The sequence below is a fragment of the Streptomyces sp. NPDC046831 genome (genome assembly GCF_040645305.1).
GTDB lineage: Bacteria > Actinomycetota > Actinomycetes > Streptomycetales > Streptomycetaceae > Streptomyces.
In genome coordinates, this window is sequence record NZ_JBEYXZ010000005.1 from 18,655 (window position 1) to 37,886 (window position 19,232).

The window sequence follows — 19,232 nt, forward strand, 5'->3', positions numbered from 1 at the left end:
GCCGCCGCGCGCTCGCGCGGCGCGGCCCGCCCCCCGGACGTGCCGGGCCGGTTCAGAAGCGCCCGGCGCCCAGGTCCCGCGACACCGCGCGGGCGCAGTCCCGCACCGCCGCGATCAGGTCCGGGCGCAGCTCGCCCTCCTGGCACACCCGCTCCACGGCGCCGGTGATGCCGACCGCCCCCACCGGCATCCGCCGCCGGTCGTGGATGGGCGCCGCGATCGACGCCACACCCACCCAGGTCTCCTCCACGTCGGCCGCCCAGCCCCGGGCGCGCGTGAGGTCGAGGATGTGTTCAAAGCCCTCAAGCTCGCACACGGTCCGGTCGGTGAACGGCTTGCGGTCGGACTCGAGCGCCTCGCTGTGGGCGACCGGGTCGTACGCCGACAGGACCTTGCCGAGCGCCGTGGAGTGCAGTGGCTGCATGGCCCCTATCTCCAGGACCTGCCGGCTGTCGTCCGGGCGGAAGACGTGGTGCACGATCAGCACGCCCTGCTGGTGCAGCACGCCCAGGTAGACGCTCTCGCCGCTGGAGCGGGCCAGGTCGTCGGCCCACACCAGGGCACGCGCCCGCAGCTCGTGCACGTCGAGGTAGGTGGTGCCGAGCCGTAGCAGCTCGGCGCCCAGCTGGTAGCGCCCGGAGGTGTCGTCCTGCTCGACGAAGCCCTCCTGCTGGAGGGTGCGCAGTATCCCGTGGGCGGTGCCCTTGGCGAGGCCCAGCGACGACGCGATGTCCGACAGACCGAGCCGTCGTTCGCCGCCCGCGAGCAACCGCAGCATCGCGGCCGCCCGTTCGAGCGACTGGATGTTCCGTGCCATCGCCGTCCTGCCTCCGTCCCCTTCAACCGCCGGCGGCAACTCCGCTGCCGCCGTTCGGCAATGCCGAACACTACCGGTCGATGTCGACTCTCCGCTAATGGTCGGTCGACACCTGTTACGTCACCGGTCGCGCCGAGGTGACGTGGGCGACATCCTCGTCCGCACCGTGGACGCCCCGACCATCGCCCCCCGGTCCCGGCTACGCTGGCGGCGTGCGCCTTGGCGGGAGCTCCGGGAGGAGTGTGCCGACACGGCGCAAAGCCGACAGCCGTCGCACTCCCAGGGAGCCCCTACATGGCCTCGTTGCCGCCGACCCCTTCCGCCGACAGCCGGACCCGTGTGTCCGCCCTCCGTGAGGCACTCGCCACCCGTGTGGTGGTCGCCGACGGAGCGATGGGCACGATGCTGCAGGCCCACGACCCCACCCTCGAGGACTTCGAGAACCTCGAAGGCTGCAACGAGATCCTGAACCTCACCCGGCCCGACATCGTCCGTTCGGTCCACGACGCCTACTTCGCCGTGGACGTCGACTGCGTGGAGACCAACACCTTCGGCGCCAACCACACCGCGGCGGCGGAGTACGAGATCTCCGACCGGGTGTACGAGCTGTCCGAGGCGGGCGCCCGCATCGCCCGCGAGGTCGCCGACGAGTACGCCGCCCGGGACGGCCGCACCCGCTGGGTGCTGGGCTCGATCGGCCCCGGCACCAAGCTCCCCACCCTCGGCCACGTGGGCTACACCACCGTCCGGGACGGCTACCAGGCCAACGCCGAGGGACTGCTCGCCGGCGGCGCCGACGCGCTGGTCGTCGAGACGACGCAGGACCTGCTGCAGACGAAGGCCTCGATCCTCGGCGCCCGGCGCGCCATGGAGGCCACCGGCACCGAGGTGCCCCTGCTGTGCTCGATGGCGTTCGAGACGACCGGCACCATGCTGCTCGGCTCCGAGATCGGCGCCGCGCTGACCGCGCTGGAGCCGCTCGGCATCGACATGATCGGCCTGAACTGCTCCACCGGCCCGGCCGAGATGAGCGAGCACCTGCGCTACCTCACCCGGCACTCGCGCATCCCGCTGCTGTGCATGCCGAACGCGGGCCTGCCGGTGCTGACCAAGGACGGCGCCCACTTCCCGCTCGGCCCCGAGGGCCTGGCGGACGCGCAGGAGAACTTCGTCCGCGACTACGGCCTGTCCCTGGTGGGCGGCTGCTGCGGCACCACCCCCGAGCACCTGCGCCAGGTGGTGGAGCGGGTCCGCGGCCTCACCCCGCCCGGACGCGACCCGCGCCCCGAGCCGGGCGCCGCCTCCCTCTACCAGACCGTGCCCTTCCGCCAGGACACCTCGTACCTGGCGATCGGCGAGCGCACCAACGCCAACGGCTCGAAGAAGTTCCGCGAGGCCATGCTGGAGGGCCGCTGGGACGACTGCGTGGAGCTGGCGCGCGAGCAGATCCGCGAGGGCGCGCACATGCTCGACCTGTGCGTCGACTACGTCGGCCGCGACGGCGTCGCCGACATGGCGGAACTCGCCGGCCGCTTCGCCACCGCCTCCACCCTGCCGGTCGTGCTCGACTCCACCGAGGTCGACGTCCTGCGCGCCGGCCTGGAGAAGCTCGGCGGCCGCGCGGTGCTCAACTCGGTGAACTACGAGGACGGCGACGGCCCGGAGTCCCGCTTCGCCAAGGTCACCGCGCTCGCCAAGGAGCACGGCGCCGCCCTGATCGCCCTCACGATCGACGAGGAGGGCCAGGCCCGCACCGCCGGGAAGAAGGTGGAGATCGCCGAGCGGCTGATCGACGACCTGACCGGCAACTGGGGCATCCACGAGGAGGACATCCTCGTCGACTGCCTGACCTTCACCATCTGTACCGGCCAGGAGGAGTCCCGCAAGGACGGCGTCGCCACCATCGAGGCGATCCGCGAGCTGAAGCGCCGCCACCCGGCCGTGCAGACCACGCTCGGCCTGTCCAACATCTCCTTCGGCCTCAACCCGGCCGCCCGCATCCTGCTGAACTCCGTCTTCCTCGACGAGTGCGTCAAGGCCGGCCTGGACTCGGCCATCGTGCACGCGTCCAAGATCCTCCCGATCGCCCGCTTCGACGAGGAGCAGGTCACCACCGCCCTGGACCTCATTTACGACCGGCGCCGCGAGGGCTACGACCCGCTGCAGAAACTGATGGCACTGTTCGAGGGCGCCACCGCGAAGTCCCTCAAGGCGGGCAAGGCCGAGGAACTGGCCGCGCTGCCGCTCGAGGAGCGCCTGAAGCGGCGGATCATCGACGGCGAGCGCAACGGCCTCGAGGCCGACCTGGACGAGGCGCTGCGGACCCGCAGGGCCCTCGACATCGTCAACGAGACCCTGCTGGACGGCATGAAGGTCGTCGGCGAGCTGTTCGGCTCCGGCCAGATGCAGCTGCCGTTCGTGCTCCAGTCCGCCGAGGTCATGAAGGCCGCCGTCGCCCACCTCGAACCGCACATGGAGCGGACCGACGAGGCCGGCAAGGGCACCATCGTGCTCGCCACCGTCCGCGGCGACGTGCACGACATCGGCAAGAACCTCGTCGACATCATCCTGTCCAACAACGGCTACAACGTCGTCAACCTGGGCATCAAGCAGCCGGTCTCCGCGATCCTGGAGGCGGCCGAGGAGCACCGGGCCGACGTCATCGGCATGTCCGGGCTCCTGGTCAAGTCAACGGTGATCATGAAGGAGAACCTGGAGGAGCTGAACCAGCGGGGGCTGGCGGCCACCTACCCGGTCATCCTGGGCGGCGCAGCCCTGACCCGGGCGTACGTCGAGCAGGACCTGCACGAGCTCTACGAGGGCGAGGTCCGCTACGCCCGCGACGCCTTCGAGGGCCTGCGTCTGATGGACGCGCTCATCGGCGTCAAGCGCGGCGTGCCCGGGGCGAAGCTGCCGGAGCTGCGCCCGCGCCGCGTCCGGGCGGCCACCGTCGAGATCGAGGAGCGTCCGGAGGAGGGCCACGTCCGTTCCGACGTGGCCACCGACAACCCGGTCCCGGAGCCGCCCTTCTGGGGCACCCGCGTGATCAAGGGCATCCAGCTCAAGGAGTACGCGAGCTGGCTGGACGAGGGCGCGCTGTTCAAGGGCCAGTGGGGGCTGAAGCAGGCCCGCACCGGCGCCGGGCCGACGTACGAGGAGCTCGTCGAGACCGAGGGACGGCCGCGGCTGCGCGGGCTGCTGGACCGGCTGCAGACCGAGAACCTGCTTGAGGCGGCCGTCGTCTACGGCTACTTCCCGTGCGTGTCCAAGGACGACGACCTCATAGTCCTGGACGAGCGGGGCAACGAGCGCACCCGCTTCACCTTCCCCCGCCAGCGCCGCGGCCGCCGGCTCTGCCTGGCCGACTTCTTCCGCCCGGAGGAGTCGGGGGAGCGGGACGTCGTCGGCTTCCAGGTCGTCACCGTCGGCTCCCGGATCGGGGAGGAGACGGCGCGGCTGTTCGCCTCCGACTCCTACCGCGACTACCTCGAACTGCACGGTCTGTCCGTGCAGCTGGCCGAGGCCCTGGCCGAGTACTGGCACGCGCGCGTGCGCGCCGAGCTGGGCTTCGCCGGCGAGGACCCGAACGACATCGAGGACATGTTCGCCCTGAAGTACCGGGGCGCCCGCTTCTCCCTCGGCTACGGGGCCTGCCCCGACCTGGAGGACCGAGCCAAGATCGCGGACCTGCTGCGCCCCGAGCGGATCGGCGTCCGCCTGTCGGAGGAGTTCCAGCTCCACCCCGAGCAGTCCACGGACGCGATCGTGATCCACCACCCGGAGGCGAAGTACTTCAACGCGCGCTGAGGGCGTGGTCCCACCCGTTCGGGCGATGGCCCGGGTGTCCTCGGGGCACGGTGTTCAAACCAGGCGTTCGCGAGGCACAAGTCGTACACTGGCAGGTCCACCGCAGGCCGGTTCCCGTGACGGGAACCGGCCTGATCGTCCCTGAAGGAGGTACACCGGATGACCAGTACGGTCCCCGCCCTCTCCACCCGTGCGGCCGAAGGCTCCGCCCTGCAGGCCGTTCTCCTGGACATGGACGGCACGCTGGTGGACACCGAGGGCTTCTGGTGGGACGTGGAGGTCGAGGTCTTCGCCGCCCTCGGGCACACGCTCGACGACTCCTGGAGACACGTCGTGGTCGGCGGGCCCATGAGCCGATCCGCCGGTTTCCTGATCGAGGCCACCGGCGCCGACATCACCCTCGCCGAGCTCAGCGTCCTGCTGAACCGGGGCTTCGAGGACCGCATCGTCGGCGCGGGCCTGCCGCTGATGCCGGGTGCCGCACGGCTGCTCGCCGAACTGTCCGAGCACGGCGTCCCCACGGCGCTGGTCTCCGCCTCCCACCGGCGCATCATCGACCGGGTGCTGACCGGGCTCGGCGCCCACCACTTCGCGCTGACGGTCGCCGGCGACGAGGTCGCGCGCACCAAGCCGCACCCCGACCCGTACCTGCTCGCGGCGGCCGGGCTGGGCGCGGACCCGGCCCGGTGCGCGGTGGTCGAGGACACCGCGACCGGCGTCGCCGCGGCGGAGGCGGCGGGCTGCCACGTCGTGGCCGTGCCCTCGGTGTCACCCATCGAGCCGGCGCACCGGCGGACCGTCGTCACCTCGCTCGAACAGGTCGATCTGACATTCCTGCGCGGACTGATGACAGAAATGCGCTAGATCGTTCACCGAGCGTGCAATGTGAATAGATCTATTAATGCACTCAGTCCGATTGAATAGATCAATACGCGCGGTCGTGGCGGAATTCCGCTGCGACGTACGTGAGTTGACGAGGTGACGTTCGTCACGCCTGCGGGGGTCGACAAAGCGGGCGGCATCTGGTCCCCCGCCCCTCCCGGACACGCTCCGTGCGCCCTTGTGTCCCGTTTGGTGAGACGCTGCACCAATCCTTCCGCAACACGTTTCTCCGGTCCGTTCATACCCGGTGCCACAGCGTGATGGGCATTCGCCTCCGCTGGCTGCGACCCCTCGCGCGGGGGCCGATTAATCTCGTCGCGAGAACATCGCCCCTACCCCCGTGATCCACCGCAACACCATTGCGTGCCGGGTACACGGACATGACTGCCTGGAGAAACTCGAGCATGAACCGCAAGACTCTGGTGCTGCCGGCCGTGGCCGGCCTGCTCGCCCCGGTGCTCGCCGCCTGCGGCGGGACCGACAGCGGCGGCAACGGCGGCGACGCCATCGTCGTCGGCACCACGGACCGGTTCTCCGCCTCCAAGGAAGCCCCCGCGCCCCTCGACCCGGCGTTCGCCTACGACGTCGGCACCTGGAACATCCTGCGCCAGACCGTGCAGACCCTGATGATCCAGCCCAAGGGTGAGGGCGAGCCGGTGCCCGAGGCCGCGGAGCGGTGCGGCTTCACCGACAGCGGCAACGAGCGCTACGCCTGCACGCTGCGGGAGGGCCTGAAGTTCGCCGACGGCGACCCCGTCACCGCGGCCGACGTGAAGTACTCCATCGACCGTGCCCTGGCCATCAAGGCCGACAGCGGCGTGTTCGGCCTGCTGTCCACCGTCGACACCGTCGAGACCCAGGGCGACCGCGAGGTCATCTTCCACCTCAACACGGCAGACGCCACCTTCCCGTTCAAGCTGTCGACGCCCGTCGCGGGCATCATCAACCCCGAGGCCTACGAGAAGACCAAGCTGCGCACGGGCTTCGCCATCGACGGATCCGGCCCGTACACCATGAAGGCGAAGGTCGACAACGACGAGCTCGTCGACGCGGTCTTCACCAAGAACCCCAACTACAAGGGGACGTTGCAGCTCAACAACGACAAGGTCGAGATGCGGTCCTTCGAGGACGCCGGCGCCATGGGCGACGCCCTGGACAAGGGCGACATCGACGTGATGACCCGCACCATGTCGCCGGAGCAGATCCGCACCCTCACCAACGCCTCCGACGGCAAGATCGACATGGTCGAGATGCCCGGCCTGGAGATCCGCTACCTCGCCTTCAACACCGACGCCCCGTCCGTCAAGGACAAGGCCGTGCGCCAGGCGGTGGCCCAGGTCGTCAACCGCAGCGAGCTGGTCTCCGAGGTCTACGGCTCCCAGGCCGAGCCGCTCTACTCGCTCGTGCCGGCCACCGTCACGGGTCACTCCAACGCCTTCTTCAACAAGTACGGCGACCCCGACGTGGCGAAGGCCAAGTCGCTGCTCGCCAAGGCCGACATCACCACCCCGGTGAAGCTGACGCTGCACTACACGACCGACCACTACGGTCCGGCCACCAAGAAGGAGTTCCAAATCCTTCAGAAGCAGCTCAACGCCAGCGGCCTGTTCGACGTGACCATCGAGGGCGCCACCTGGAAGAAGTTCCGCCCGGCCGAGCTGAAGGGCTCCTACGACGTCTACGGCATGGGCTGGTTCCCCGACTTCCCGGACGCGGACAACTACCTCGCGCCGTTCCTGGACAAGGACAACACCCTCAACACGCCCTACGTCAACAGCCGGATCCGCAACACCCTGATCCCGGAGTCCCGCCGGGAGGCCGACCGGCTCAGCGCCGGCTCCAGCCTGACGGCCATTCAGGACATCGTCGCCGACGACGTGCCGATCCTCCCGCTGTGGCAGGGCAAGCAGTACGTCGCCTCGGCGGAGGACGTCACCGGCACCGCGTACGCCGTCAACTCCACTGCGACCCTTCAGCTGTGGGAGCTCGGACGCGGTGTGAAAAACTGAGCGGCCTGAGGGCCCTGTGTCGGCACAGGGCCCACCCGGCGGCTGGGACCGCGCCCCCGGGTCTTCGAGGACGTGAACGAGGCACACGCTGTGAACATGCGCAACCAGTGGCCGGTCCTGCCCATCGTGGCGGGACTGGCGTCCGGTCTGCTGACCGGATGCGGATCCGACAGCGGCGGATCCGGGAGCGACGGCTCCCAGGTGGTCGTGGGAATGTCCGACGACGTCCTGGCCACGGACCCGGCGTCCGGCTACGACCCCGGCTCCTGGCTGTTGTTCAGCAACGTCTTCCAGTCGCTCCTCAGCTTCCCCAAGGGCGGCACCGAGCCGCAGCCGGAGGCCGCCGAGCAGTGCTCCTTCACGGACGCGCAGACCAAGGTGTACCGGTGCACGCTCAAGGACGGGCTGAAGTTCAGCAACGGTGACCCGCTCACGTCCAAGGACGTCAAGTTCTCGTTCGACCGCATGCTGAAGATCAACGACGACGCGGGCCCGGCGATCATGTTCCCCATGCTCGACTCGGTCGCGACGCCCGACGACAGGACCGTCGTCTTCCGGCTGAAGGTCCCCGACGCCACCTTCCCGAGCAAGATCGCCTCTGGTGCCGGCTCCATCGTCGACCACCGCCAGTACGACGCGGACGGGCTGCGCAAGGACGGCCGGGCCGTCGGCTCGGGCCCGTACAAGCTGGACTCCTTCGACGAGGACGAGGCCGTCTTCTCGGCCAACAAGAACTACACGGGCGCCGCCGAGCGGAAGAACTCCGGCGTGACGCTGCGCTTCTTCCACGGCGACCAGGCAGCCCTCAAGCGGGCCCTGCTCGACGACAGGGTCGACGTCGCCTACCGCGGTCTGACCGCGAGCGACATATCCGACATCGAGAAGCAGGACGGCGACAAGGGCGTCGAGGTCGTCGAGGGCAGCAGCGCCGAGGTCCAGCACCTGGTCTTCAACATGGACGACCCGGTCGCCGGGAAGCTCGGCGTCCGCAAGGCCATCGCGCACCTGATCGACCGGGACGCGCTCATCAGCCAGATCTACGAGGACACGGCGACCCCGCTGTACTCGATCATCCCGGCCGGGATCGCCGGCCACAACACGGCCTTCTTCGACACCTACGGCGCCCGCCCCTCCAAGGCCGCGGCGGCCGCCGCCCTGGCCGCCGACGGCATCACCGGGAAGGTGCGGCTGACCCTCTGGTCGACCCCGTCCCGCTACGGCCCGGCCACCGACCAGGAGCTGGGCGCGATCGCCGCCCAGCTCAACGCCAGCGGCCTGTTCCAGGCGGACGTCGTGTCCGTGCCCTTCGACCAGTACGAGAAGGACATCGCCAAGGGCAAGTACGGCGTCTACGTCAAGGGCTGGGTGCCCGACTACCCGGACGCCGACAACTTCACCGCGCCCTTCTTCGGCCAGGGCAACGTGCTCGGCAACAACTACACCAACAAGACCATCACCGGCACGCTCATCCCGCGCACCGCCGCCCAGAGCGACCGCGCCGCCACCGACAAGGAGTACGGCGAACTGCAGGACATCGTGGCCCGCCAGCTGCCGGTCCTGCCGGTGTGGCAGGCCAAGCAGTACGCGGTGGTCAGGGACGGCGTCTACGGACTGGAGTACTGCCTGGACGCCTCCACCGTGTTCCGCTTCTGGGAACTCAGCAAGAGCTGAGGCCCGGCGGCCCGCACGGGCTCCCGCGCGAAGGGCGCCACTCCCCGTTCATCCGGGAGCGGCGCCCTTCGCCGTCGCGGCCCCCGGAGCGCCGCGTGTGCCGCGATGCCCTTCGGCGCCCGCGGCCCTCTACTGCGCGCCGGGCCGCACCAGACCGCTCTCGTACGCGTACACCGCGGCCTGCACCCGGTCGCGCAGGCCCAGCTTGGTCAGCACGTGCCCGACGTGCGTCTTGACGGTGGTCTCACTGACGAACAGGTCGGCGGCGATCTCCGCGTTCGACAGCCCGCGTGCGACGAGCTTCAGCACCTCCACCTCGCGGTCGGTGAGCGTGTGCAGGGTGTCCGGCACCGGCTCCTCGCCGGAGGGCAGATGCGTGGCGTACTTGTCCAGCAGCCGGCGCGTGATGCTCGGCGCCAGCATCGCCTCGCCGGCCGCGACGACCCGGATCGCCTGCACCAGCTCGTCGGCGGGAGCGTCCTTCAGCAGGAACCCGCTCGCTCCGGCGCGCAGCGCCTCCACCACGTACTCGTCGAGGTCGAAGGTGGTCAGCACCAGCACCTTCGCCGGGCCGTCCCGCCCGGGTCCGGTGATCTGCCGGGTCGCCTCCACCCCGTCCATCCGCGGCATGCGGATGTCCATCAGCACCACGTCCGGCTGCAGGGCACGCACCTGGTCCAAAGCCTGGAGGCCGTCTCCGGCCTCGCCGACGACCGCGATGTCCTGCTCGGCCTCCAGGATCATCCGGAACCCGGTACGCAGCAGCGGCTGGTCGTCGACCAGTAGGACGCGGATGGCCACGAGAGTCTCCTTCGCTAGTCCGGCCCCATTCTGCCCTGCGCCCCGATTCCCGGGACCGGCGGCCTCGCGGCACGGGTGGCCGCGCATCGGCGGCAACCCCCGTGCGGGTGGGCCGACTTCGCGCAGGCGGCCCCTACGGCGGCGGACACCGGTGGTGGAAGCACGGCCGAGGTCCCGATGGCACGGCCGGGGAGGACGGACCCCGGCCCCGCCCACGCGCCGAGGCGGCGGACCGAGGCCGTCGCCCCTACGCGGTCGCGTCCCCCGGCGTCCCGGCCGCCTCGGCGTCCGCACCCGCGTCCCTCACCCGCACCGGCAGCGGGTAGGGCGGCGGAGTCCCCCCGAACTCCGGACAGTGCGCCTGGTGATCGCACCAGCCGCACAGCTTCGTCGGCCGCGGCCGCCAGTCACCCGTCTCCGTCGCCAGCCGGATCGCGTCCCAGAGGGCCAGCAGCTTCCGCTCGACCCGCTCCAGGTCGGCCACCACGGGGTCGTACGTCAGCACGTCCCCACTGCCCAGGTACACCAGCTGGAGCCGGCGCGGCACGATCCCCTTCAGCCGCCAGACCACCAGCGCGTAGAACTTCATCTGGAACAGCGCACCCTCGGCGTACTCGGGCCGGGGCGCCTTGCCCGTCTTGTAGTCGACGATCCGCACCTCGCCGGTGGGCGCCACGTCGACCCGGTCGATGATCCCGCGCAGGGTCAGCCCCGACTCCAGCTCCGCCTCGACGAACAGCTCGCGCTCGGCCGGCTCCAGCCGCGTCGGGTCCTCCAGCGTGAACCAGCGCTCGACCAGCTGTTCGGCCTGCGTCAGCCAGCGGGCCAGCCGTTCGCCGTCCGGGTCGTCGGCGAACAGCTCCACCAGCTCCGGCCTGGCCTCGCGCAGCCGGTCCCACTGGCCGGGGATCAGCGACTTGGCGCGCGGCGGGGTCCGATCGGCGGCCGGGGCGTCGAAGAGCCGCTCCAGCACGGCGTGCACCAGGGTCCCCCGCGTCGCGGCCTCACTCGGCTTCTCCGGCAGCCGGTCGATCACCCGGAACCGGTAGAGCAGCGGGCACTGCATGAAGTCACCGGCACGGGAGGGCGACAGGGACGCGGGCACGGAGGCGGCGCGGGAGGGGGAGGACGGAGCGGGGGACGGGGACGGTATGAAAACGGCCGTCCGCGGCTCCGCGTGCGCGGCCGCCGTCCGCGGCTCCCCGGCCGCCGGCCCGGTCCCCTCGCTGTCGCTCCTGGCTTCGCCCTCGGTGCTGGTCTCCATGTCACAGACCATACGGCCCGGCACCGACAGCGAACCCGTCCCGCGGTCGTGAAGAGCGCTACAGCGGGGAAGCACAAGGGGTGCCGGGCTGATCCGTGCGTCCCGGCCGCATACCATCGACCCGAGAGCTTCCGCCCGTCAGGCGCGGGAGACGCTTCGAACGAGGGGACACCGTGGACGTGAGCGGCGGAGGCGGGAAGCCGCGGTCCGGCAAGGACGAGCCGGCCGAGCACCACACGGGCTCGGAGGTCCGTGCCACCGGCCCCGCAGGCCCCGACCCGGTCCGCCCCGGGAACCCCGTGAACCGCGAGAACCCCGACACTCCAGCGAGTCACGAGAACCCTGGGAATCCCGCGAACCGCGAGAACCCCGCGGACACGGCCCACCCGGAGCGCGCGGCCCGCCCGGAGCCTGCGGCCTCCACGGCCCCCGAGGCCGGTCCCGCCCCCGATGACCTCTCGGAGAGTGCCTCCGTCACCGACCACCCGACGGCCCCCGAGGCCGGTGCCGTGCCGGCCGGCCCGCCCGCGAAGCCGGCGGGGAACGACCGGACCGGTCCGTCCGGCCTCGAACCCCCCGCGGCCGTCGCCGGGATCGACCGGACCGGGGACGACCGGACCGGAACCGACCGCACCGGAACCGACCGCACCGGCCACACCGACGGCTCCGCCGCGGCGGACGACGCCGGCGAGCGGCACGGCACCGCCGCCCGGCCGCACCCGCCCGCCGCCGCCCGGCCCGATTCCGACCCCGGCCCGGCCGGGCGACGCCCGGACCCCGCGCACGACGGGCACGACGCGCATCCCGACCGCGCCCACGCGCGCTCCGGACTCCGGGCGCCGCAGCGGCCCGCGGAGTCCCGGGGCGGGCTGCTCATGGGACGTCCCTTCGGGGTGCCGGTGTACGTGGCGCCCAGCTGGTTCCTGGTGGCCGCCCTGATCACCTGGGTGTTCGGCGGGCAGCTCGACCGCGTGCTGCCCGGCCTCGGCGCCGCCCGCTACCTCGTCGCCCTGTTCTTCGCGGTCGCCTTCTACGCCTCCGTGCTCGTGCACGAGCTCGCCCACACGATCGCCGCGCTCCGGTTCGGGCTCCCGGTGCGCCGCATCCGGCTGCAGTTCTTCGGCGGTGTCTCCGAGATCGAGAAGGAGGCCGAGACGCCGGGCCGCGACTTCGTGCTGGCCTTCGTCGGCCCACTGCTCTCGCTGGTCCTCGCCGGCGTCTTCTACCTGGCGCTGCAGTCCGTCGAGCCCGGCACGGTCCCCGGCATCCTGCTGGGCGGCCTGATGGTCTCCAACCTCATCGTCGCCGCCTTCAACCTGCTGCCCGGGCTGCCGCTGGACGGCGGCCGCATGCTCCGGGCCGTCGTCTGGAAGATCACCGGCCGGCCGATGAGCGGCACCGTCGCCGCCGCCTGGGTGGGCCGCGCCCTCGCCGTCTGCGTCCTGATCGGCCTCCCCCTGTTCACCCAGTCCGGAGCTCTCGGCTCCGGCGCCGAGGACAGCGTCGGCATGGACACCGTCACCGACGCCCTGCTCGCCGCCATCCTCGCCGCGATCATCTGGACCGGCGCCGGGAACAGCCTGCGCACGGCCCGCCTGCGCGAGCACCTGCCGGAACTGCGCGCCCGCAACCTCACCCGCCGCGCCGTCCCCGTCGAGACCGACACCTCGCTCTCCGAGGCCCTGCGCCGCGCCAACGCCGCCGGCGCCCGCGCCCTGGTCGTCGTCGACGGCCACGGGGAGCCCCTCTCGCTCGTCCGCGAGTCCGCCATCGTCGGCGTCCCCGAACACCGCCGCCCCTGGGTCCACGCCAGCGAGCTGGCCCAGGACCTCACCGAGGGGATGCGCGTCTCCGCCGAACTCGCCGGCGAGGATCTGCTGGACGCCCTGCGCGCGGCCCCGGCCACCGAGTACCTGGTGGTGGAGGAGACCGGCGAGATCTACGGCGTGCTGTCCGCCGCCGACGTCGAGCGCGCCTTCGTCAAGGCCATGGCCCGGCCCTCGGCGTCCGCCTGAGCGCACCTTCCCACGTGGTCGGCGGCCCTCCCGGGGACCGGTAGGCTGGTCACATGTCCGAACCGACCGGTGCCGCCCGCCGTCGCGGGCCCTTCAAGGTCGGGGACCAGGTACAGCTGACCGACCCCAAGGGCCGCCACTACACGTTCACGCTCGAGGCAGGGAAGAACTTCCACACCCACAAGGGTTCCTTCCCGCACGACGAGCTGATCGGCGCACCCGAGGGCAGCGTCGTCCGCACCACCGGGAACGTCGCCTACCTCGCGCTGCGCCCCCTGCTCCCCGACTACGTCCTGTCCATGCCTCGCGGGGCGGCCGTCGTCTACCCCAAGGACGCGGGGCAGATCCTCGCCTTCGCCGACATCTTCCCCGGCGCCCGTGTCGTGGAGGCCGGCGTCGGGTCCGGTTCACTCAGCAGCTTCCTGCTGCGGGCCATCGGCGACCAGGGCATGCTGCACAGCTACGAGCGCCGCGCCGACTTCGCCGAGATCGCCCAGCAGAACGTCGAACGCTACTTCGGCGGCCCGCACCCCGCCTGGCAGCTCACCGTCGGCGACCTCCAGGACAACCTGTCCGACACCGACGTCGACCGCGTCATCCTGGACATGCTCGCCCCGTGGGAGTGCCTGGAGGCCGTCTCCAAGGCGCTCGTCCCCGGCGGCATCCTGTGCTGCTACGTCGCGACCACCACCCAGCTCGCCCGGACTGTCGAGTCCATCCGGGAGATCGGCTGCTTCAACGAGCCGACCGCCTGGGAGACGATGATCCGCAACTGGCACATCGAGGGTCTCGCCGTCCGCCCGGACCACCGGATGATCGGCCACACCGGCTTCCTGCTCACCGCCCGCCGCCTCGCGGACGGCGTCGAGCCGCCCACGCGCCGCCGCCGGCCCGCCAAGGGCGCCTACGGCGAGGACTACGAAGGCCCCAACGCCGGCGGAGGCACCGGCCGCTGAGCGGTCCTCCTCGGCTCAACGCACAGGCGCCGCCGCGCAGTTCCCCCGACCAGGGCGGGAACCGCGCCGCGGCGCCTTCGTCCTGACACGGCACCAGCACGCCCGGGCCGGCGTCCGCGCGGCCCCCGGCCGAAACCCGCGCGAGTACCCACCCTGCCGTTCCCCAGCCCTGTGACGTGTGGCACGATGCTGGCCACCCCACCGGCACAGCCCTCACAGGAGACACTCCTCGTGCAGCACTCCGCCGTTCCGGAACTGGCACACACGCACACCCGGCCCATCCACTGGGTCGCCACCGCCACGGCTGTCGCCGGTGTGGTCGCCCTCTCCTCGGTGCTCCAGCCCGGCTCGGCCACGGCGGCGCAGCCGGCCGGCACCCGGGCGCAGTCCGCCCCCGCGGCCGCCGCACCCCCCGGCACCGCCGGTGTGGGCTTCCCCCTGGTCTGCGGTCCCGTGAAGCCCGTGGTGGCCCAGCAGGCGTCCGGCGACCTCGACGGCGACGGCCGCCCCGAGACCGTCGCCGTGGTCCACTGCGACGCCGCCATGGGCACCCCGCCCGACGGCGTCTACGTCCTCACCCGGGGCGCGGACAGCGGCGAACCCCGTGTCGTCGCCACCCTGGTCGACCCCGAGGACCGGCGCACCGTCACGCACTTCGCGGTGCGCGGCGGCGTCGTGACCGCGACCCTGCTCGGCTACTCCTCACCCGACGTGCCCAGTTGCTGCCCCGACCTGAAGGACGTCACGACATGGCAGTGGCGGGACGGCACGTTCCTGCGCTCCACGCCCTCCCCGGGGCGCAGCGTCTGACCCGTCACCCCGCGCGGAGCGCGGGAAACCGGACGTGAGGGGCGTGAGGGGATCGGCGGGGGCGGGGGGAGCGGGGGATGGTCACGCCCGGCTCCCGTGCCGTCACTCGGCGTCCGGGCCGTACACCTCGACCTTGTCCGAAATTCGACGTACATGGATGCAGTCGCCCGGGCATTCCTTCGCCGAGTCCACCACGTCCGTCAGGAGCGGGACCGGTACGGGCGTTGTCGCGCCCCTGTCCTGCAGCAGCTCGTCGCCCGGTCCCTTGACGTAGGCCAGACCGTCGATGTCCAGCTCGAACACCTCGGGCGCGTACTGGGCGCAGATGCCGTCCCCGGTACAGAGGTCCTGGTCGATCCAGACCTCCAGAGCCTCGCTTGCGTCCGGGGCCTGCTGCTGCACGGTCATGTCTCCTGCCGTTTCGCTTCGAGCCGCACGGGAATCCGGCCAGCTCTGGCGGGTGTTGAACACTTCGACCCTACAGCCGCCCGCTTTCCCTTCGCGTTCCGTGGGTATTCCCCTGGCGTGAGGGAGAGCGCAAGGGTGAAGATCGGACACACCTCGACCGTCTTTTGATCTAGGGGTTTCAATCGACACCCACCCAGGTAGGGTCTGGAAGCGTCCAGCTCCCCTTGGAGGAGGTGAGGACCGTGGCAGCCCACGACGACGACATTAACCGCGGCATCCGCCCGGGACGCGGGTCCGACGACCCGGTCGGGCAGATCGCCTACCTTGAGCAGGAGATCGCCGTCCTGCGACGCAAGCTCGCCGACTCTCCGCGGCACACGAGGATTCTCGAAGAGCGGATCGTCGAGCTGCAGACCAATCTGGCCGGCGTGTCCGCACAGAACGAACGGCTGGCGAACACGCTCCGTGAGGCCCGCGACCAGATCGTGGCCCTGAAGGAGGAGGTCGACCGGCTCGCGCAGCCGCCGGCCGGCTTCGGCGTCTTCCTGCAGGCCAACGAGGACGGCACGGCCGACATCTTCACCGGCGGCCGCAAGCTCCGGGTGAACGTCAGCCCCAGCGTCGAGCTCGACGAGCTGCGCCGCGGCCAGGAAGTGATGCTCAACGAAGCGCTCAACGTGGTCGACGCCATGCAGTTCGAGCGCGTCGGCGACATCGTCACCCTCAAGGAGATCCTCGAGGACGGCGAGCGCGCCCTGGTGCTGGGCCACACCGACGAGGAACGGGTGGTGCGGCTCGCCGAGCCGCTGCTGGACGTGACCATCCGTCCCGGTGACGCCCTGCTGCTCGAGCCGAGGTCAGGCTACGTCTACGAGGTCGTGCCCAAGAGCGAGGTCGAGGAGCTCGTCCTCGAAGAGGTGCCCGACATCGGCTACGAGCAGATCGGCGGCCTCGGCAACCAGATCGAGGCCATCCGGGACGCCGTCGAGCTTCCCTACCTCTACCCGGACCTGTTCAAGGAGCACGAGCTGCGGCCGCCGAAGGGGGTCCTGCTGTACGGGCCCCCCGGATGCGGCAAGACGCTCATCGCCAAGGCCGTGGCCAACTCGCTCGCCAAGAAGGTGGCCGAGGTCACCGGTCAGGCCGCCGGCAAGAGCTTCTTCCTCAACATCAAGGGCCCCGAGCTGCTGAACAAGTACGTCGGTGAGACCGAGCGGCAGATCCGCCTCGTCTTCCAGCGCGCACGGGAGAAGGCCAGCGAGGGCACGCCCGTCATCGTCTTCTTCGACGAGATGGAGTCCCTCTTCCGCACCCGCGGCTCCGGCGTCAGCTCGGACGTGGAGAACACCATCGTCCCGCAGCTGCTCGCCGAGATCGACGGCGTGGAGGGCCTGCAGAACGTGGTCGTGATCGGCGCCTCCAACCGCGAGGACATGATCGACCCCGCCATCCTGCGGCCCGGCCGGCTCGACGTGAAGATCAAGATCGAGCGTCCGGACGCCGAGGCGGCCAAGGACATCTTCGGGAAGTACCTCACCGAGCGTCTGCCGCTGCACGCGGAAGACCTCACGGAGCACGCCGGCGACAAGTCCGCCACGGTCCAGGGCATGATCCAGACCGCGGTGGAACAGATGTACGCCGAATCCGAGGAGAACCGCTTCCTGGAGGTCACCTACGCCAACGGCGACAAGGAAGTCCTGTACTTCAAGGACTTCAATTCCGGCGCCATGATCGAGAACATCGTGGGCCGGGCCAAGAAGATGGCCATCAAGGACTTCCTCGAGAAGAACCAGAAGGGCCTGCGCGTCTCCCACCTCCTCCAGGCCTGCGTGGACGAGTTCAAGGAGAACGAGGACCTGCCCAACACCACCAACCCGGACGACTGGGCCCGGATCTCCGGAAAGAAGGGCGAGCGGATCGTCTACATCCGCACCCTCATCACCGGAAAGCAGGGCGCGGACACCGGACGCTCCATCGACACGGTGGCGAACACCGGTCAGTACCTGTAAAGGCAGGGCGGCTGCGGGTGCCCTCGGCGGGGTGCCCGCAGCCGGCTGTTTTTCCGGCCACGGCTGGAGCAGGCAATGATGCAAATGATCTCCCCACCAGCGCAAAGGCGTTCTAGGCTCTGTCGTACCGCCGGGTCGCGCAGTGCGGGGACGGGCACCGCACAGGCACCTGGGCACCAGCGGTATCTGAGCGACGCCCACGACCGAGGGCGCCGCCGGGCAAGGAGGGCCGCATGACCGTACGGCGAGTAATGGGCATCGAGACGGAGTACGGGATCTCCGTCCCCGGCCACCCCAATGCCAATGCCATGCTCACCTCGTCCCAGATCGTCAACGCCTACGCGGCGGCGATGCACCGGGCCCGCCGGGCCCGCTGGGACTTCGAGGAGGAGAACCCGCTGCGGGACGCCCGGGGCTTCGACCTCGCCCGCGAGGCCGCCGACGCCAGCCAGCTCACCGACGAGGACATCGGCCTCGCCAACGTGATCCTCACCAACGGCGCGCGGCTCTACGTCGACCACGCCCACCCCGAGTACAGCGCGCCCGAGGTGACCAACCCCCGGGACGCCGTCCTGTGGGACAAGGCCGGCGAGCGGATCATGGCCGAGGCCGCGGAGCGGGCCGCCCAGCTGCCCGGTGCCCAGCCCATCCACCTCTACAAGAACAACACCGACAACAAGGGCGCCTCGTACGGCACGCACGAGAACTACCTGATGAAGCGGGAGACCCCGTTCTCCGACATCGTGCGCCACCTCACGCCCTTCTTCGTCTCCCGGCAGGTCTTCGCCGGGGCCGGCCGGCTCGGTATCGGCCAGGACGGCCACGAGCACGGCTTCCAGCTCAGCCAGCGCGCGGACTACTTCGAGGTCGAGGTCGGTCTGGAGACGACGCTGAAGCGCCCGATCATCAACACCCGGGACGAGCCGCACGCCGACGCGGAGAAGTACCGCCGCCTGCACGTGATCATCGGCGACGCGAACCTCTCGGAGATCTCCACCTACCTCAAGCTGGGCACGACCTCCCTCGTGCTGTCGATGATCGAGGACGGCTTCATCGCCGTCGACCTGGCCGTCGACCAGCCCGTCCGCACCCTCCACCAGGTCTCGCACGACCCCTCGCTGCGGCGTCTGGTCACCCTCCGAAGCGGCCGTACGCTGACCGCGGTCCAGCTCCAGATGGAGTACTACGAGCTGGCGCGCAAGTACGTGGAGGAGCGCTTCGGGGCGGACGCCGACGACCAGACCAAGGACGTCCTCAGCCGGTGGGAGGACACCCTGAACCGCCTGGAGAACGACCCGATGAGCCTTGCCGGCGAGCTCGACTGGGTCGCCAAGCGCGAGCTCATGGAGGGCTACCGACGCCGTGACGACCTCGATTGGGACGCCGCCCGGCTGCACCTGGTCGACCTGCAGTACGCCGACGTGCGCCCCGAGAAGGGCCTGTACAACCGCCTGGTGGCCCGGGGACGCATGAAGCGGCTCCTGGACGAGTCCGAGGTCGAGCGGGCCCGTACGAAGCCGCCGGAGGACACGCGCGCGTACTTCCGCGGACGCTGCCTGGAGCAGTACGCGGACGACGTCGCGGCCGCCTCCTGGGACTCGGTGATCTTCGACCTGCCGGGGCGGGACTCTCTGCAGCGCGTTCCGACCCTCGAACCGCTACGCGGAACGCGTAATCACGTCAAGGAGCTCCTGGACCGCTGCCGTACGGCCGACGACCTGGTCAGGGTCCTGTCCGGCGGCTGAGCGGGCACCCGGGCCGGCCGGGCCGCCCGGCGTGGATG

The 19,232-nt window shown here is 70.8% G+C and carries 13 protein-coding genes; 9 read left to right on the forward strand and 4 right to left on the reverse strand.

The features are described from left to right. Positions 1-52: 52 nt before the first annotated feature. Positions 53-817 (reverse strand): IclR family transcriptional regulator, encoded by a 765-nt coding sequence (locus tag ABZ920_RS06540; protein WP_361499462.1) that lies wholly within the window; start codon positions 815-817, stop codon positions 53-55. A 294-nt stretch (positions 818-1,111) separates the two neighbouring features. Here ABZ920_RS06540 and metH point away from each other — a divergent pair, with 294 nt between their 5' ends. From metH to ABZ920_RS06560, 4 genes are all read left to right on the forward strand, one after another. Beyond that, positions 1,112-4,624 (forward strand): methionine synthase, encoded by a 3,513-nt coding sequence (metH, locus tag ABZ920_RS06545; protein WP_361499464.1) that lies wholly within the window; start codon positions 1,112-1,114, stop codon positions 4,622-4,624. Positions 4,625-4,783: 159 nt separating this feature from the next. Further along, positions 4,784-5,488, forward strand: coding sequence for an HAD family phosphatase (locus ABZ920_RS06550; RefSeq protein ID WP_361499466.1), 705 nt, complete (start codon positions 4,784-4,786; stop codon positions 5,486-5,488). Between the two features lie 422 nt (positions 5,489-5,910). After that, complete coding sequence (locus ABZ920_RS06555) at positions 5,911-7,515, forward strand: ABC transporter substrate-binding protein (protein ID WP_361499468.1); 1,605 nt, start codon at positions 5,911-5,913, stop codon at positions 7,513-7,515. 90 nt (positions 7,516-7,605) lie between these two features. Then, positions 7,606-9,186 carry an ABC transporter substrate-binding protein gene (locus tag ABZ920_RS06560; RefSeq protein ID WP_361499898.1) on the forward strand — a complete coding sequence of 527 codons (1,581 nt, stop codon included), beginning with the start codon at positions 7,606-7,608 and terminating at the stop codon, positions 9,184-9,186. Between the two features lie 129 nt (positions 9,187-9,315). Here ABZ920_RS06560 and ABZ920_RS06565 read toward each other — a convergent pair whose 3' ends face one another. Both ABZ920_RS06565 and ABZ920_RS06570 read right to left on the reverse strand, forming a co-directional pair. Further along, positions 9,316-9,987: a response regulator transcription factor gene (locus ABZ920_RS06565; protein WP_208031337.1), complete on the reverse strand. Its 672-nt coding sequence runs from the start codon at positions 9,985-9,987 to the stop codon at positions 9,316-9,318. A 247-nt stretch (positions 9,988-10,234) separates the two neighbouring features. Beyond that, positions 10,235-11,251, reverse strand: a complete 1,017-nt coding sequence (locus tag ABZ920_RS06570) for a RecB family exonuclease (protein ID WP_361499471.1) — start codon at positions 11,249-11,251, stop codon at positions 10,235-10,237. A gap of 173 nt (positions 11,252-11,424) precedes the next feature. Between ABZ920_RS06570 and ABZ920_RS06575 the strand changes: the two genes are divergently transcribed. The 3 genes from ABZ920_RS06575 to ABZ920_RS06585 all read left to right on the forward strand — a co-directional run bounded on the left by ABZ920_RS06575 (position 11,425) and on the right by ABZ920_RS06585 (position 15,032). After that, positions 11,425-13,266: a site-2 protease family protein gene (locus ABZ920_RS06575; protein WP_361499473.1), complete on the forward strand. Its 1,842-nt coding sequence runs from the start codon at positions 11,425-11,427 to the stop codon at positions 13,264-13,266. 53 nt (positions 13,267-13,319) lie between these two features. Next, the gene (locus tag ABZ920_RS06580; protein WP_361499474.1) at positions 13,320-14,222 is read left to right on the forward strand and encodes a tRNA (adenine-N1)-methyltransferase; all 903 of its coding nucleotides are present in this window, start codon (positions 13,320-13,322) and stop codon (positions 14,220-14,222) included. A gap of 231 nt (positions 14,223-14,453) precedes the next feature. Next, positions 14,454-15,032: a hypothetical protein gene (locus tag ABZ920_RS06585; RefSeq protein ID WP_361499476.1), complete on the forward strand. Its 579-nt coding sequence runs from the start codon at positions 14,454-14,456 to the stop codon at positions 15,030-15,032. Between the two features lie 102 nt (positions 15,033-15,134). On the opposite strand, the gene ABZ920_RS06590 is transcribed toward ABZ920_RS06585, so the two are convergent. After that, positions 15,135-15,440, reverse strand: a complete 306-nt coding sequence (locus ABZ920_RS06590) for a ferredoxin (protein WP_361499478.1) — start codon at positions 15,438-15,440, stop codon at positions 15,135-15,137. 242 nt (positions 15,441-15,682) lie between these two features. Here ABZ920_RS06590 and arc point away from each other — a divergent pair, with 242 nt between their 5' ends. Together arc and dop are read left to right on the forward strand one after the other, a co-directional pair. Further along, complete coding sequence (gene arc / locus ABZ920_RS06595) at positions 15,683-17,449, forward strand: proteasome ATPase (protein ID WP_361499480.1); 1,767 nt, start codon at positions 15,683-15,685, stop codon at positions 17,447-17,449. Between the two features lie 233 nt (positions 17,450-17,682). After that, on the forward strand, positions 17,683-19,194 hold the full coding sequence (gene dop, locus ABZ920_RS06600) for a depupylase/deamidase Dop (protein WP_361499482.1): 1,512 nt from the start codon (positions 17,683-17,685) through the stop codon (positions 19,192-19,194). The last annotated feature ends 38 nt before the right edge of the window (positions 19,195-19,232 follow it).